The organism is Embleya sp. NPDC059213 (genome assembly GCF_042754445.1).
Taxonomy (GTDB): Bacteria; Actinomycetota; Actinomycetes; order Streptomycetales; family Streptomycetaceae; genus Embleya.
In genome coordinates, this window is record NZ_JBHZAV010000018.1 from 34,536 (window position 1) to 49,922 (window position 15,387).

Consider the following 15,387-nt stretch of genomic DNA (forward strand, 5'->3'; position numbering starts at 1 on the left):
GCCGGTCGGTCGATGCTGTCCGTATGCTTCGTTGCGCTCGTGTCGTCCTGGTACTGGTCGTGGGCCTGTCGGCCGCTTGTTCCTCCGACGATTCCAAATCGACGACCGCGCCATCCGCATCGCGCACGCCGGTGATCGCGGCGACGTCCGGCTATCTGTTCACGGCACCGGACACCGTCGCGTACCTCCAGTGGCAGACGACCGTCCCCGGAGCCATCTCGGGAACCGGCCTGGAGTCCTACGTGGTCGGAACCGCCCCGAACGCGAGCGTCGTCACCAAGGACTACCCGCTGGGCGGACGCACGAATGGAGACGCGATCGTCTTCGAGGTGGAGGACCAACACCTCAGGGCGGGTCGCATCGCCGCCGGCACCCTGACCGTCGAGTTCGCGCAAGCCGACGGCGGAACACGACCTGTCACCTTCCGTTCCGCCTCGCCCGCGGAGTACGCGGACGCGCTCAGCCGACTGCGCGCGAGCGTCGAGGCGAGCAACCACGGCTGAGTGGGGCCGAGTCACCTGCTCCGCTCACCAGGGACGGGCAACGAAAAACGCCCGCCTCTGCCCAAGCCAAGTACGGGCGTCCATCGGGATGGCGGCGCACGGTGCGCGCTGCGCGGGTGCGCGGGTGCGCGGGGGAAACGAAACAGCCCACGAGGTGGGCTCCCTGCGCCGGCATCGTCCGGATCAGGTGCTGGAACCACGGCGCGACGGCCGGGACTTGTTACCACACAGGCGGTGTGCGGGCATGGCCGTAGACCGCGACAACCGGCAGGCTTCTTCGCCGCGACGTACACCGCGACCTCCCGGCCGCGAGCGCGGTCCGGCCGGGACCGGTCCGGCGCCTGCTCCAGGAACGCCGCGTCGTCGGTCCAGGCCCGGGTGGGACGTGGACCTCGCGCAGGGTGTCGACCAGGTCGGGGAAGCGCCCCTCGCGCCGGGCCTGCGCAAGGCGGGAGGACAGCCGGCGGTACATCGACGGCGTGTTCGGCACCAACCCCTCGGAGATCGCCCGATACCAGAGCTGCCTCAACGTCACTCGGGCGTGTACTCGGCGACGATCCTTCGGACCCGGTCGACCACGATCGGCCAGTGGACCCGCTCCGCGCGGTACATGTACCCATCGCCCCGCCACCGGCCCGGAAACGGGTGCGTGGCGACCCGATCGTCGCAATGCCCGCATCCGCTGTCCCCGGTCCTCGTTCACCGGGCGTCGGCGTCACGGATGGGCGCGGTTCCGAGCCTTCCTTCCCCGAGGACCCGGAGCCGCGCCTTGGGATGTGCCTGCCCGCGGGTCGACGGTTCACGGGTCCCCCGTTCGAGTGACCTCTGCCTCGGGCCCACCCGTAGGACCCTCACGCGAACGGAAGACCCAGCCGTGACCACTGCCGCTGTGGACCTGAACTCCCGCGCCACCGCCCTCTTCGGCCGTCACGAGGACGACACCATCGCCTGGCCGTACGCGATCGCCGACCCGCCCCGCCGCAACCCCCGCACCCGCGACGACCCCGACGCCGCGTTCGAGACGGCCCTGCGAGGACGCCGCGACGCCCGGCCCCGTTCTGCTGCTCGGGTAACGCCTGGACCCACCGCCGACCTGCGCGGGCAACGGATTCGTTACCCGTCGACAGGGCCTCGGGTAACACCGGCTCGGGCGCCGGCGGTCTACGTCTGGTCGCCCCGGTCGCCCCGGGCGCCGTGCGGGCCGCGCACGAGGCCGACCTCGGGGACCGGGCGCGCGAGCAGCGACTGCGGGACCACCCGGACCTCGCCGTCCTCGACGCGGACCCGGACCGCATCCGACACGGCCCCTGACCCGGCCCCGCCTCGCTGCGCCGGTCCCGCCGCGAGCACGTCCAGGAGCCGGCGCAGCGAGCGCAGGGCGGGCGCCTCGGCCCGCACCGCGGTGGGCCCCGCTATCGGGTGACATCCGGATGTGCTGAGGGCGGGGCGGAGTGTCCGCGGTAAAGATGCGGGTGTGAACCGATATCTTTGGTCGTCCCGGGCCCTTTTGTCCCGTCTCCCTGACAGGCGCGGTGCAGAAGGGGCCGGCTGCGCCTGTCGCAATGTGGCGCCCTCCGAGCGGCAGGGAACCTGGTGGTCGTCATCCGCGTCGTCGCCATTCGGCGGCATCGGTCAACGGCTTATCCCCAGGTGAGGGGATCGAGGTGCAGATAGAAGTCCTCTCGGCCACGATCGAGGACGATGTCGTAGCGGTTGGCGAACGTCTCGTCCGCTGAGTTCGACTGTTGGTCGTCGGTCCACATTTCGCGGGCAGTGGCGAGAAGAAGGGCGATGTCGGCGTAGGGGTCGGCCCGTCCGAGGCGGCCGAGATCGATGAAGCCCGCCACGGTCATGCTTTCCGGGTCGAGGATGATGTTGGGCAGGCATAGATCCCCGTGGCAGACCACAATTTCTGCGGCTTCCTGCGCGAGACGGCATTCAACTTGCGGGGCAAGTCGCGCGAGCAGCTCGTCGGGAGACGTTTGCTGCTGATCTTGCGGGAGGAAATCCGGGTTGACCGCACCTCGCGCGACGACGTCGCGCGCAGTGGCGAACATCTGAGCAAGGCCGCGAGTGAATGGGCACTGCTGCGGAGGAAGATCGTGCAACCGACGCACGGCATCAGCGATCGGCTTCCAGGCCGCCTGGAGCATCGAAGCCGAAACACGATCGGCGGGGACTCCTGCGACCGTGCTCGTCAACAAGGCGGCACCATTGGCGCTGACGCGCCAGTCGAGTACGCGTGGACCAGGCACACCCTGCGTGCTGAGCCAGACGACACGGTCCCGCTCCGCCTCCAATGAGGCCACGTGGTCGGCAGCGACGCACTTGGCGTATCGCGACCCATCATGAGAACGAAAGACACTGGCCTCAGACTCGCCTTCCGTGACGGGTTCCCACCCGCCGCCGTCGCGGCCGACATCCAGCAACGTTCGGAATACAGACATCGGATCGATCATGCCCGCCAACCTAACCAGCATGGCCAGCACCCCGCACCGCGATTAATCCCGGAGGTCGACCATGCCGGCGCGTTGGGCGTTGACGGTGAGGACGCCGGTCACGGCATCGGCTTCGCCCGGCTTTCGGCCTCGGTAGCCTGGTAACGGTAGGATTCGGTGCAGGTCTGGATCAGCGTGCAGCGGAAAGTGATCCGGTCGGCGATGGCCGCGCAGAGCCTCGGGTCGGCGAAGATCCCGTCCCATTCGGCGAACGGCGAGTTCGTGGCCACCGCGGTCGCCTTGCGTTCCTCACGCTCGGTGAAAATCTGGAACAGCAATCGGGCGCCCTTCTTCTCCAGATTCAGATATCCGAACTCGTCCGGGCAGAGGAGATCGACCTTGCTGTAGCGGGCGATCACCGAGGAAAGAGGGCGGGCTGCGTCAGCCTCGGCGAGTTCGTTCACCAGCGCCGAAGTAGTGGTGTAACGGACCGACAGACCAGCCTCCGCGATCGCCGTACCGACTCCGATCAGGAGATGCGATTCGCCGGTGCCGGAGTCACCAATCAGCACCAGGGGGCGGCCGTCACGTACCCAGGAGGTGCTTTTGAGGTCACCGACCGTCTCGGGCAGCACGTTGGGGTTGCGGTCGAAGTCGAAGCCTTCCAGCCGTTTGGGCCGGGGGCCGTCGGCTCTGAATGCCGCCCGGTTGCGGGCGGATTCGGCGCAGTAAAGGGGCAGGGGACGCTCTCGGGCTTCTTCGCGCTCACCGGACATCGCGTGCCGGGGCGGGGACCGGTCTCCGACCGGCCCCGTCGGGTCGACCTGTGCAGCGTGGTGTCGTCCACGGTTCCGGTCGAGGGTGATGCCGGGTCCGGAACGATTACGTGGCGAAATCCCGATTCGGGACACCGGTGCGCGTGCCCCGGCCGGCCGAACACGGGGTGAGCGACCAGCCGGAACACTCGGGACGCGGGGCGGGTTTATCGCGGCTGCTGCTTACTGATCACCATCCTGTAGACCCTTTGAATGTCCCCCAAAGTCCTCATCCTCTCGGTGGGGGTCAAGTCGAACGGTTCGGCGAGAGGTGTATTGGGGTTGATCGGAAGTCTTTCTGTGTACTGCTGATACAAATTCCGGAGGCCGATCGACTGATGGGAACGGTAATGGCGCAACGCGTCGAGATAAACCTGCACAGATCTTTCTTCGTGGTTCATTGCCTCCCCGACGCGATTGCGGTAGGCGGTGAAGCGCGCGCCCAGTTCATAGGCTGCAGCCAGGAAGAGCATGCTTTCCGCGATGTTTCGATTCCAGGCGGTGGGGTCCGCGGGCACGTCGTAGAGGGTACGTGCGGAGCGCCGGAAGTCTTCCACCCCCATCTGATAGGGAAGGGACCAGTGGGAGGCGTTCAGCGTCGCCTCCCAGGAGGTGTAGGAGCCGTTCATTCGAAGCGCTCTGGCCTGCCTGCCGTTGTCGGCGGCGTACCGTTCGATCTCCTGAATTACTTCCGGGTGCGCGTCCTGGAAGTAGAAGATGACGCCGGCCCGGGTGTCGAATCCGGCGAGGTAGCCGGAGTGCGGGTTCATGAAGAGCCTGCCCAGGGTTTGATGGAAGGCGTCCTCGATTTGGATCCCGACCACCCCCCCTACATATTCCTGTGTCACCAGGACATCCCCGAGAAGATTATGCCCGACGGTATTGCGAAGTCGGGTGATGAAAGCCCAGTAGTCTTCCCTGCCCTGGCCGATTCCGACGCCGGGCAACGAATGATAAACCCACGTCACTCGGCCGGGTCGGACGTCCGCGGATGCCGGCGGGACGGTGACCGTCATCATCACCATGGCGGTGCACAGTGACAGGGCGAGCGCCACGAATCTGCTCGTTCGGATTCTTCTTTTCACCGCTGTCGCTCCGTTGTCCGTATCGGCGTCGGTACGTGACGGCAGGGGGTGAACCCCGGAGGCCGCCCCGGGAGGTGCCCCGGGGAACGGGGCACCCTGTTGTGCGTCACCTGTCACGGGCCGGGACTTCGGTGCCCCGGTCGCGGATCACACCCCAACGGCCTTGTGCCGCCCGACCGATGACGCACACTCACATGACCGCGCAGCCGCCCCATCCGTGACATCGACAGTCCCCGGCCGTGATCGTGCGTGATCGAGTGCCCGGGTCGGTTCCCGGTTCGCGCTTCTCGCGGCTTCGAGTTCCGCCTCGGCCTTCTGCGAGGGGCGGCCATCGTGAACGGCCCACTCGCGCACTGCCCGTTCGCGTCGACGACCAGGCGCAGCGCGCAGTCCCCGGTGGTGTGGTCGGTGCCCCAGGGCATGACGATCACCGTGCCCGGCCTCGCCTGCTCGATCCACGCCGCGGGGATGTGGCGCACGCTGGCGGTGACCTGGACTCGGTCGTAGGCGCCCGCGTCGGGGTCTCCGAGGACGCCGTCGCCGGTGATGATCCGGACGGCGTCGCGCCGGATTCGCCCGGGCCCGTTCCGCGAGTTCGGGGTCGATGTCGACGGAGACGACGTCGCAGCCGTGCGCGGCCGGCAGCGCGGCGCCGTACCCGGTCCCGGTCCCGATCTCCAACACCCGCATACCGGGGGCGGCGTCGAGGTCGTAGAGCATCTCGGCGACGGTCGAGGGCGCCGACGTCGCCAACCGCCCCGCGTCGCCGCCTTTGTGTCGACCGTCGTCCCACTGGGTCACCAACGCCGATCCGAATACACCGCCGCCCGCCACGTGTCCGGATCACGGCGGCGGTCGACGACGTCGTCGCCGTCCTCGGGCCAGACCCGCTCGGGAACGAACTCCCCCGCACGACGCGCCCGCATGTGGCATCCGAGGTGCGGGACGCGGATCGCCACGAACCCGCAGCGACCATCGGCCATTTCGGCTTCGCTCCGCACCACCCCCTGCTGTTCCCGCCCCGACCGCCGGGGCCGTGAGCGCCTCCCGGAAGGCGCGGGTCTTGCCCGTCGACGACCCGGCCACCAACGTGACCATCACGCTCTCCCCGTCCGCCGTCCGCCGTCCGCCGCCCGCCGCCCGCCTCACAGCGTCGCCCGTCACCGCGTCGTGGGCGCGTGCCACGAGCCGGCGGAGTCCGAGACCATCGGCTTCGGCATGCACTTTGCCGACGTGGTGTTCGGCCGCGTCGGGCGGGACGGCGAGCACCCCGCGTGGCGCCCCCTGGACGCCTGACGACGACAACGCGTCCGCCGCTGCGAGCGCATCCGCCCCACCGCCACCGACGCCGACGCCACGAAGGCCGGCCACTCCGTCCGCCACACATCGTAGGATCGCGTCTGCGAGTGGTCGGGGCGTGCGACGCGGAGCGCGTCGAGCACGCCGAATCGGGGCTGACAGGGGTGAGTTCGGTGGGTTCGGCGTCCGATCGGGAGGCAACGCCAGGGCACATGGGCCCCTACGTCGCCCTGCGGCTTCTCGGTGAAGGCGGAATGGGTCGGGTCTTCCTGGCCCGCCGGTCCGGCGATTCGACGGCGGCTCCGGTCGCGCTCAAGGTCGTGCACCGCCGTCTTGCCCGGGACGCGCAGTTCCGGGCACGGTTTCGGCGGGAGATCGCCTCCGCACGAGCGGTGGAAAGCCGGTACGTGGTACCTCTGGTCGATGCCGACGCCGAGGCGGACGTGCCGTGGTTGGCGACCGCCTACGTCCCCGGCCCCAGCCTCGCCGAAGTCGTCGCCGCCGACGGTCCCCTCGCCGAGGAACCTCTGCGCACCCTTTCGGCCGCACTGGCCGGCGCCCTGGGAGATATTCACGGTCGCGGATTGGTCCATCGTGATCTGAAACCGTCCAACATCCTGATCCACCCCGACGCCGGCCCCCTGGTGATCGACCTGGGCATCGCCCAAGCCGTGGACGCGACACGGATCACCTCGACCGGGGTGGCGATCGGGACACCCGGATACATGGCACCCGAACAGTTCACCGGCGGCAGCTCGCATCCGGCGGTCGACGTCTTCGCGTTCGGTGCGGTCCTCGCCTTCGCGGCGACCGGGAGGAAACCGTTCGGCGAGGGCCCGGTCCATCGTGTGGGATACCGGATGCTGACCGAGGAGCCGGACCTCGCCGGCTGCCCGGAGTTCCTGCTTCCGCTGCTCACCCGATGCCTGGCGAAGGACCCGGAAGAGCGCCCCGGAACGCGCGAGTTGCTCGATGCACGTCCCTTCGGAGACGCTGCGAATCCGCCCCCGCCGGGGGTTGCGAACGGATCGGGCCCACGGGGGGAACGCCTGCGCGCGCGGCCCTTCCCCGCCGGAATACGGCCGCATACCCCACGGTCGAAGCGCGGACGCCTCGCTCTCGCCACGGTGCTCGTCGGCGCGCTCGTCGCAGGGGGAATCGCGCTGCACACGGGTACGGACGGCGCGGCCCGGCCGAGCGCCCGCGACCTTGCCCCTCCGGCCGCGCAACAGCCCCCGAGCCCGTCCGCGGCAAACCCGACGTCGGGCGCGTTACCACCGCCGGTATCGGTGCTGGGAACTCTTCCCTCGGCGGCCGACTGGCCGGTGGCCTGGCGCGACGTCAAGACGTACACCGATTACTCGGACGCCGAGTGGGACGAGATGCCCAGGGAGTACGCGCTCGAAGTGTGGCTCACGGACAAGCTGTTCGTCCGCGTGACCCGGTCCGGCGTGCAAGGGTTGGCTCCGGCCACCGGGCAGACCCTGTGGACGTTGTCGCCGCCCGCCCCGGGCATGCTGCCGTGCCGGGTGTCCCGCACCACGGAGAACGGGATCGCCGCCGTGGTGTTCGGTTCCCTCAAGGGCACTCGCCGGCCCACCGACTGCGATCGGGTCGTCGCCATCGACCTCGACAAGGGAACGTCCCTGTGGGACAGGCAGTTTCGAGCCGCCCCCCACACCTTCGACGACTTGGACGACACCGAGGTGGTCGGGGTCGGCTCCGGCAGGGTGGTGGTCAAGGCCGGCTCCGTACTCACCGCGTGGCGCTCGCGTGACGGCGAACAGCTCTGGCAGAGCGACAGCGCCGCGGAGAACTGCGCACTCAACGCGATCGCGATCGGCCCTTCCACGATCGCGGAAGCCCTCACCTGTCCTCGCCCGGCGCAGGGCCTCGCGAAATACCCCACGTCGGTCCGGTCGGTGGACGCGGCCGACGGCCGAGTGCGCTGGACCTCACCGGTACCCGACGGCAATACGCTCTTCAACCTGGAGACGGCCGAACCACTGACGATAAGTCTGCCCGGGCCGCAGTCCGGCGCCCGGGACACGGGCCCGATGCTGGTATTCGACGGGAACGGCAAGCCCGGACCACAGCTGCGCACGGGGCAGGACTTCGGGGATCTCGGTGCCTGGCCGCGCAATCGGGATCAGCTCAGTCCTCGCGTGTTCGGGTGGAAGGACACCGTCGTCACCACCACGAGTCGGGGCGAGTCGGGCGCGGACAAGAGCGAGGTGGTGGCCATCGGCGCCGGCACGGGGCGCATCCGTTGGCATGTTCCGGTGCGGCGTGGATACGACCCGCTCATCGCGGGTGTCGGCGACCGTGGAGTACTTGTCGTCGAATGGGGCCAAGACCCGGCGCTGCTCTGGCTGGACCTGACCGACGGACGCATCAGTTCGGCGGGTGCGCTCTCCGGTGTGGACACGAGCCGGATCGCCTTCGACGCGGTCCGCGTGCGCGGACCGCACGTTCTGGTGATGAGTTCGCAGGCCACCCTCCTGCGCACGGGCGCACTGGCGTACACGGCGGCCGGAGCGGGTGCATCGTGAACTCAAGTGGGGGACCCACACGGTGGCTTCGGTGAACGCGGGGATCGAGCCGTTGGCGGACGGCGATCCGAGACAGGTCGGCGGATACGTACTGATCGGGAGGCTCGGCCAAGGCGGGATGGGCCGGGTGTTCCTCGGCGAGGACACCGACGGGCGCCGAGTGGCCGTGAAACTCGTGCACGAGGAGTTCGCCGCGGACCCCGAGTTCCGCACGCGTTTTCGCCGTGAGGTGGAGACCGCCGAGAGAGTCCTGAGTTACTTCACCGTTCCGCTGCTCGACTCCGGACCGGACGACGAGATCCCGTGGTTGGCGACCGAGTTCGTCCCCGGCCCCTCCCTCGCGACCGCGGTGCGCGGGGAGGGAACGATGTCCACGTCCGAACTCTGCACGCTGGCGGCGGCTCTCGCCGAGGCGCTGATCGTCATCCACGCGGCGGGGCTGGTGCACCGTGACCTCAAACCCTCCAACGTCCTGATCGCCGACGATGGGCCCAGAGTCATCGACTTCGGCATCGCCCGCGCGGTGGACGCCGACGCGCTCACCGGGACCGGCGTGGCCCTGGGGACCCTGGGTTACGCCTCGCCCGAACAGCTCACGGCCGACGGCCCCGTCGGACCGGCCGGCGACGTGTTCGCCCTGGGCGGCGTACTCCTGTTCGCCGCCACGGGACACGACCCGTTCGGTGTCGGGCCGCCGGCCGCGCTGATCTTCCGCACGGTGCATCAGGAACCGGATCTCTCGGGCGTGCCGGCACCGCTGCTTCCCCTGATCCGGCAGTGCCTCGCCAAGGACCCGGCGCAACGACCCACGCCGCGCCTGGTGATCGCCGCGGCCCGGGCGGCCCGATCCGGAGTCCGGGGCGCCGAGGCGGCGGCGCGACGGAACGCGGTCGCGCGCCGCGCCGAAGGCACCACCGTCGTGGTGTCCCCGCCAGGGTCGACCGACTCGATGTCCAACCCCGAGCCGACCGGTCCGGAGCTCGAACCTCACCCGGCCGAGCCGGAGTTCGAGCCCGATCCGGAGCCGGGGTCGCCTGCTTCGTCACCTCCCGACCGCCGAGCGGTCTCCCGCCGGCGTGCCTGGACGATCGGCGCCGGCCTGGTACTTGCGGTCGTCCTCGCGATCGTCGCGGCGATCGGGCTGCCGGACACAGACGGCGCCAGTGGCAAGGGCGCCAAGGAGGCGCGCGACGGCGCCGGCACCGCCGCGCCCGCCGGTCGGTCCGCGGCGCTGCGGCCGGGCGCGGCGTTCGGCGGAGACCCGCTGCCTCCTCTGGTCGTCGAGGGCGAGCGGCACCGGACCTGGTCCGCGATGCCCGGCGACCGCGATCTGGACGTCGACGTGGTCGGCCTCTGGCTCACCGCGGACGTCCTCGTGCGGATCGACGTGTCCGGGGTGCGCGCCTACGACCTCCACTCCGGTGCCCAGCGTTGGGAGGTGCCCGCCCCCGTCGAGAACCTGGTCCCGTGCAGCGCTTCCGCGGGTGGCACGGCGACCAGCGGCGGCGTCGGTGTCATCGGATACGGGAAACCGCACAGCGACCCGGTCGCCTGCGAGGAGATCGCAGCCCTCGACACCGCCAAGGGCACACTGTTGTGGCACCGAAACGTCGGCAAACCGCAGAACGGCATCCGGCTCGCGGCCACTGCCGGCGACACGATCACGGTGAGCGCGGGCGACGGCATCCTGGGCCTCGACCGGGCGACCGGGACCACCCGCTGGACGTACCGCTGGGTCGTCGGTGACTGCCGGGTGACCAACGTTCTCGCCGGGCCCACCGACACCGCCGTGTCTGCGACGTGCGAGCCACCGGGCAGCCTCGACCGCTTCGCGCGCGTACTCGAACTCGACACCGGCACCGGCGTCGAACGGCGGCGCCACGACATCCCCGACTCCTCCCAGGCCGTACTCCTGACCGCCCAGCCGCTGGTGGCCACCTACCCGGCGCGCGGGCGGGGCGGAGACCGGCTGTTCAGCTTCCTTCCCGGCGACCGGGGCGGTCAGGGCGCCCAAGCCGGCCGGGACGCCGCGGCACCACCACTGCTCGCCGAACGTTCCGGCACCGTTCACGCGACGGCGTCACTCCTGATCGTCCGAGCCCCCACCCCCGGAGGCGCCGGTCGCGACGCCCGGAGCATCATCGCCCTCGACCTCACCACCGGAGGGGTCCGCTGGAGCCGCCCCCTGCCGGAATGGGTCGGCTTCAAGATCCTGCGCGTCGGAGCCGAGGAGATGTACACCGTGGAAGCGCTGACCGCCGACACCATGCAGATCACCAGGCGCAACCTGTCGGACGGCGCGATCGCGGCAAGGGCCGCCCTGCCCGAAGACTTCGCGAAACACAGCTACCCCGACCACCTCATCGCCACCGGCTCCCTGTTGATCCAAGCCAACCACTCGTCACGGCCGGCTCTGGTGGCGTACGACATCCCACCCACGTGAGACGCAGGGCTCGCACGGCGCCGCCCTGCTCGGGCCGCCGACCAGGACCGTGACCGGCGAAGCCACCGGGGAGGTCGTTCCCGCCCCATCCTTGGTCCGGGTACACCTCCACCCGGATGGTCGAGCCAGGAATCGACTGAATTTTCAGTAACCTGAACTTCCCTGCCCACACCCGAAATCCACTGTGGACCTCAGACAGCGACGCCGCCGTGCTGCGCGCCGAAACGCCGACTCCGACACCGGAGGAGTGCGTGGCCGCCCTCGACAGACGCCCCACCGGGACCGTCACCTTGCGCGACGTGTCGGCGGGACGGTCGTTCTGCGTCCGCTCGCGCACGACGCGCGAGTTGGCTCTCGTCCGCGTCGTCACCGCAGCGGGCGGCTCACCGGTCGAGGTCGGCCTGACCGCGTACCGCCCGCGACGCTGACCGCCCCCGCGCGCGAACGCCCCGAAGCGCGGTACTCGGGAAACGCCGGTTGCCCCGGTCGGCGCGTCGGCTCGTGGCCGAGACGCCGCCCGGGGCGACCGGTCTCGGTCAGGCCGAGCGCAGCGCGTCCGTGGGGGAGGCTTTCGCGGCGCGCAGTGCGGGGTAGATCCCGGCGAGCGCGGCCACGACCACCGACACGGCGGGGCCGGCGAAGAGCGTGTAGAGCGGGATGGCCACCGCCCAGCCTTGGACGAGCGCGTACCCGTAGACGGCCAGGCCGCCGAGGAGCAGTCCGCCCATTCCGCCGAGGAAGCCCATGAGTACGGCTTCCAGGAGGAACTGCATGGCGATCTGGCCGCCGCGGGCACCCAGGGCGCGGCGCAGTCCGATCTCGCCGCGGCGTTCCATCACGCCCACGACCATGGTGTTGGCGATGCCGACACCGCCCACCAGCAGTGCCACGCCGGCCAGGGCCAGGACGAGCCCGGTGAGGGTGTTCTCGGTTTCGGCGCGGGCGGCGAGGAGGTCGGACGGGCGGCTGACCGCGACCATGTTCGGGCTGCCGGGGTTGGCGCTGGCCGCGGCCACGGACTGTACCTGCGGGACGCGTTCGGAGTACGACCGCAGGTAGACGGTGGCGGCGGTGCCGTCCGCGCCGAGGTGGGCGACCGCCTGTGGCCAGCCGACCAGGGCGGTGGTGCTCAGTTCGGGGGCGAGTTCGTTGGGGGCGAGGATGCCGACGACCTTGTACCACTGGCCGCCCAGCCACACCCGCTCGCCCGGCGTGGTCACGCCGAGGCGCTGTGCGGTCTGGTCGCCGAGGACGGTCACCGGAAGGTTCTCGCTCGCGGCGTCGAGCCAGTGCCCGCTGCTCAGGGTGGCGCGCAGCACGTCGAGCAGGTTCAGGCGGGCGGCCAGCACCGTGATGCTGCCGGTCTGCTGCTCGGGGACGAGGTCGTTGCGGTAGACGTCGGCCTTGGTGGCGCCGGTCGCGGTGACCTGCTGCACGGGGCCGATCGCGGCGAGCATCTTCTCGGCGGCGGGCGGCAGCGGTACCGGTTTCTGGTCCGAGCCTTTGCCGGGGGCGACGGTGATCAGGTTGGAGCCGAGTTGGTCCAGTCGTTCCAGCAGGTGCTGTTGGTTGGAGTTGGAGATGCCGGTGACCGCGACGACGGCGGCGATGCCCAGCGCGATGCCGAGTGCGGACAGCGCGGAGCGCATCTTGCGGGTGCGCGGTCCGATCATGCCCAGGCGGAGCAGGTCGGTGGGGCGTAGTCGGGTGCGGCGGCGTGTTGTGGTGCTCACAGGCCGGCTCCGGTGGGCTGGGGGGCGCGTTCGTCGAAGTCGATGCGGCCGTCGTGGATGCCGATCCGGCGGGGGAAGGAGGCGGCGAGTTCGCGGTCGTGGGTGATGACGACGACGGTGGTGCCGTCGGCGTTGAGGGTGCGCAGCAGGTCGACGACGGCGGTGCCGGAGACGCTGTCGAGTGCGCCGGTGGGCTCGTCCGCGAGCAGGAGTGCGGGGCGGCCGACGAGTGCGCGGGCGATCGCGACGCGTTGTTTCTCGCCGCCGGAGAGCTGGTCGGGGTGGTGGTCCAGGCGGTGGCCGAGTCCGACGGAGCGCAGCGCCGCGGCGGCCCGCGCGCGCCGTTCGGACAATCCCGCGCCGCTGTACAGGAGCCCGGTGGCGACGTTTTCGACGGTGGTGAGTCCGGACAGGAGAAAGAACTGTTGGAAGACGAAGCCGATGCGGTGGGCGCGTAGCGCGGCCAGTTCGGCATCGGACAGGTTCGACACGTCGCGGCCTTCGAAGCGCAGTCGGCCCGAGGTGGGGCGGTCGAGGGAGCCCAGGAGCGCGAGCAGGGTGGATTTGCCGGAGCCGGACGGGCCGACGACGGCGAGGAGTTCGCCGGCCTCGATGGTCAGGTCCAGGCCGTGCAGGATGCGCAGCGGGGGTGAGCCCGGGTATTCCTTGACGATGCCGGAGAGTTCCAGGACCGGGGTGGGGGATTGCGGTGGGGTGGATGTCATTTGGGGATCGCCACCTGTGCGCCGGGCTGCACGTCGCCGGTGATCTGGGCCTTGGCGTCGGCGATCAGGCCCAGTCGGACCTTGACCAGTCGGGTGGTGGGGCCGTCGGCGACGCGAATGCCGTAGCCGCCGCCGTCGAGGGCGAGGAGCGCGGTGACCGGGACGACGAGCGCGTTGTCGGCGGTGTCGCCGACGACGTTGACGGTCACCGGGGAAGGCCCCGCCTGCTGGGCCTTGTCCTGGTTCTCCAGCACGATCGTGACGGTGGTCTTGTTGCCGTTCGGGCCGTCTCCGGAGCCGCCCGACTTGTCCTCGCCACCGGTGGAGCCTCGGGCCAGGGAGCGGATGCGGCCCTCGACGGCGGTTCCGTCGGTCAGTTTGACGCGGACCTTTCCGTCGGGTTTGAACCGGGAGACCTGGTTGTCGGCGGGTTGCGCGGTGACGACGAGGTCGGTGCGGGTGACGGTCATGATCGAGTCGCTGCCCACGGTCGAGCCGAGTTTGGCGCCGAGTTGCTGTACGCGCACGGACTCCTGCGCCAGCATGACGACGCTGCCCAGGGCGACGGTTCCGGTCTCCTTGACGCCCAGCGACTTCTGCCAGCGTTTGACGGCGACGGCGGTGGCGGAGGTGAACTTTCGGTCGGCGGACAGGTCCAGGCCCTTGGCGTGGCCGAGTTTGATCAGGTTCTTCTCGAGTTGCTCGACGTCGGAGCCGTCGGGGACGTCGAGGCCCAGGTCGCGCCACATCGGGCGGTCGCCGGTCATCAGCACCACCGGTTGCCCGTCGACCTCGTACAGCCTGCCGCCGGTCTTGACGACGGCGCCGACGGCGGGCAGGGCGGTGACGGTGCCCTTGCCGGAGGCCACGATGGGGGCGGGGGTGTCGAACGCGAGCGAGCCGGTGAGCTGGATGCTGGTGGACAACGATCCTTGCTCCACCGGGACGAGGTCGTACCGGACGGCGGCCTGCTTCGTCGTTGCGCTGTCGCGGTCCCAGGGGCGGACCACCGCGACGACGCCGCCGCCGGCCAGCACGGCGACCACCAGCAGCGGAACGACGACCCTCGCGCGCTTCCTCTTGCGGCCGGGGCCGCTCTCGTCGCAGGCGGGGGCGGGGGTTTCGGCGGTGTGGGTCACGGTCATTCGCCGATCGAGTAGCCGGCCATCGGGAACTGCGCGTCGCAGGCGCGCGAGGCCGCGTCCCACTTGGTGGGGTCGAACACGGCGCGCGGGATGGTGACGATGGCGGTCTTGGGGTCGGGGTCGGGCATGTCGGTGTAGCCGTTCTTGCGGGCGCACGCGACCCACTTGCGGGACATCTCGACGAACTTGGTGTTGTCGGCCTGCTTGGCCTGCTTGATGCCCGGGACCTTCTCGTCACACAGCTTGGTCGCGGTCTCGTAGCCGGGTTCCAGGCCGGTGTCGGTTTTCGCGGCGGGGAGGCCGATGTTGCCGTCCTTGTTCTGCGTGACGCTGGTCTGGCCCTGCTTGTGCATGCAGTCGACCCACGCCTTGCGGACCGCGTTGTCGTCCTGCGGCTTGGCCTGGCCGGCCCCTTCGTCCCCGGCGACCTTGGGGGCCGAGTCGTCGGAGGAGCAGCCGGCGACGGCCAGGATCGTGCCCGCTGCGGCGGCGGCCAGCCCGACTCGTATCGACCTGCGGCGCATGGTGGAAGTACGCATGTTCGATCTCCCTTGTGAACGTGGGGTGACGTGCACAGTTCTACGGAGGCCGCGGTTAGCCGGCTGTGACTGCGCGCCTAACCGGTGGCTAACACCACGCCGGGCAGGCT

General features: G+C 70.2%; 14 protein-coding genes and 1 pseudogene. 4 read left to right on the top strand and 11 right to left on the bottom strand.

The window, feature by feature from the left end; genetic code table 11:
- Positions 1–23: 23 nt before the first annotated feature.
- Positions 24–503 (top strand): hypothetical protein, encoded by a 480-nt coding sequence (locus ACFXMF_RS10040; RefSeq protein ID WP_380020604.1) that lies wholly within the window; start codon positions 24–26, stop codon positions 501–503.
- A gap of 1,161 nt (positions 504–1,664) precedes the next feature.
- On the opposite strand, the gene ACFXMF_RS10045 is transcribed toward ACFXMF_RS10040, so the two are convergent.
- From ACFXMF_RS10045 to ACFXMF_RS10075, 7 genes and pseudogenes are all read right to left on the bottom strand, one after another.
- A complete protein-coding gene (locus ACFXMF_RS10045; RefSeq protein WP_379988573.1) occupies positions 1,665–1,901 on the bottom strand; it encodes a hypothetical protein in 237 nt (78 codons plus the stop codon).
- Between the two features lie 242 nt (positions 1,902–2,143).
- Complete coding sequence (locus ACFXMF_RS10050; protein WP_360323753.1) at positions 2,144–2,962, bottom strand: APH(3'') family aminoglycoside O-phosphotransferase; 819 nt, start codon at positions 2,960–2,962, stop codon at positions 2,144–2,146.
- Positions 2,963–3,060: 98 nt separating this feature from the next.
- Positions 3,061–3,717 (bottom strand): ATP-binding protein, encoded by a 657-nt coding sequence (locus ACFXMF_RS10055; protein ID WP_379988574.1) that lies wholly within the window; start codon positions 3,715–3,717, stop codon positions 3,061–3,063.
- Positions 3,718–3,923: 206 nt separating this feature from the next.
- A complete protein-coding gene (locus ACFXMF_RS10060) occupies positions 3,924–4,811 on the bottom strand; it encodes a ribosome-inactivating family protein (protein ID WP_360323751.1) in 888 nt (295 codons plus the stop codon).
- A 143-nt stretch (positions 4,812–4,954) separates the two neighbouring features.
- The gene (locus ACFXMF_RS10065; RefSeq protein ID WP_379988579.1) at positions 4,955–5,413 is read right to left on the bottom strand and encodes a hypothetical protein; all 459 of its coding nucleotides are present in this window, start codon (positions 5,411–5,413) and stop codon (positions 4,955–4,957) included.
- 37 nt (positions 5,414–5,450) lie between these two features.
- Positions 5,451–5,561 (bottom strand): annotated as a pseudogene (locus ACFXMF_RS10070) (hypothetical protein); the annotation flags it as partial.
- A 77-nt stretch (positions 5,562–5,638) separates the two neighbouring features.
- Positions 5,639–5,767 carry a hypothetical protein gene (locus ACFXMF_RS10075; RefSeq protein ID WP_379988575.1) on the bottom strand — a complete coding sequence of 43 codons (129 nt, stop codon included), beginning with the start codon at positions 5,765–5,767 and terminating at the stop codon, positions 5,639–5,641.
- Between the two features lie 585 nt (positions 5,768–6,352).
- Here ACFXMF_RS10075 and ACFXMF_RS10080 point away from each other — a divergent pair.
- The 3 genes from ACFXMF_RS10080 to ACFXMF_RS10090 all read left to right on the top strand — a co-directional run bounded on the left by ACFXMF_RS10080 (position 6,353) and on the right by ACFXMF_RS10090 (position 11,563).
- Positions 6,353–8,692, top strand: coding sequence for a protein kinase (locus ACFXMF_RS10080; RefSeq protein ID WP_379988576.1), 2,340 nt, complete (start codon positions 6,353–6,355; stop codon positions 8,690–8,692).
- A gap of 31 nt (positions 8,693–8,723) precedes the next feature.
- Positions 8,724–11,135: a protein kinase gene (locus tag ACFXMF_RS10085; protein ID WP_380020606.1), complete on the top strand. Its 2,412-nt coding sequence runs from the start codon at positions 8,724–8,726 to the stop codon at positions 11,133–11,135.
- Positions 11,136–11,386: 251 nt separating this feature from the next.
- The gene (locus ACFXMF_RS10090; RefSeq protein WP_379988290.1) at positions 11,387–11,563 is read left to right on the top strand and encodes a hypothetical protein; all 177 of its coding nucleotides are present in this window, start codon (positions 11,387–11,389) and stop codon (positions 11,561–11,563) included.
- A gap of 108 nt (positions 11,564–11,671) precedes the next feature.
- Here the strand turns inward: ACFXMF_RS10090 and ACFXMF_RS10095 are convergent, their stop codons facing one another.
- Genes ACFXMF_RS10095 through ACFXMF_RS10110 form a run of 4 tightly spaced genes read right to left on the bottom strand, consistent with a single transcriptional unit; the run spans position 11,672 to position 15,277 of the window.
- Complete coding sequence (locus ACFXMF_RS10095; RefSeq protein ID WP_360323739.1) at positions 11,672–12,868, bottom strand: ABC transporter permease; 1,197 nt, start codon at positions 12,866–12,868, stop codon at positions 11,672–11,674.
- Positions 12,865–13,593: an ABC transporter ATP-binding protein gene (locus ACFXMF_RS10100; RefSeq protein WP_360323738.1), complete on the bottom strand. Its 729-nt coding sequence runs from the start codon at positions 13,591–13,593 to the stop codon at positions 12,865–12,867. The genes ACFXMF_RS10095 and ACFXMF_RS10100 overlap by 4 nt, the downstream gene beginning before the upstream one ends.
- Positions 13,590–14,738 (bottom strand): peptidoglycan-binding protein, encoded by a 1,149-nt coding sequence (locus tag ACFXMF_RS10105; RefSeq protein ID WP_360323737.1) that lies wholly within the window; start codon positions 14,736–14,738, stop codon positions 13,590–13,592. Before ACFXMF_RS10105 ends, ACFXMF_RS10100 begins: the two co-directional genes overlap by 4 nt.
- Positions 14,735–15,277: a hypothetical protein gene (locus ACFXMF_RS10110; RefSeq protein ID WP_360323735.1), complete on the bottom strand. Its 543-nt coding sequence runs from the start codon at positions 15,275–15,277 to the stop codon at positions 14,735–14,737. Before ACFXMF_RS10110 ends, ACFXMF_RS10105 begins: the two co-directional genes overlap by 4 nt.
- Positions 15,278–15,387 lie beyond the last annotated feature (110 nt).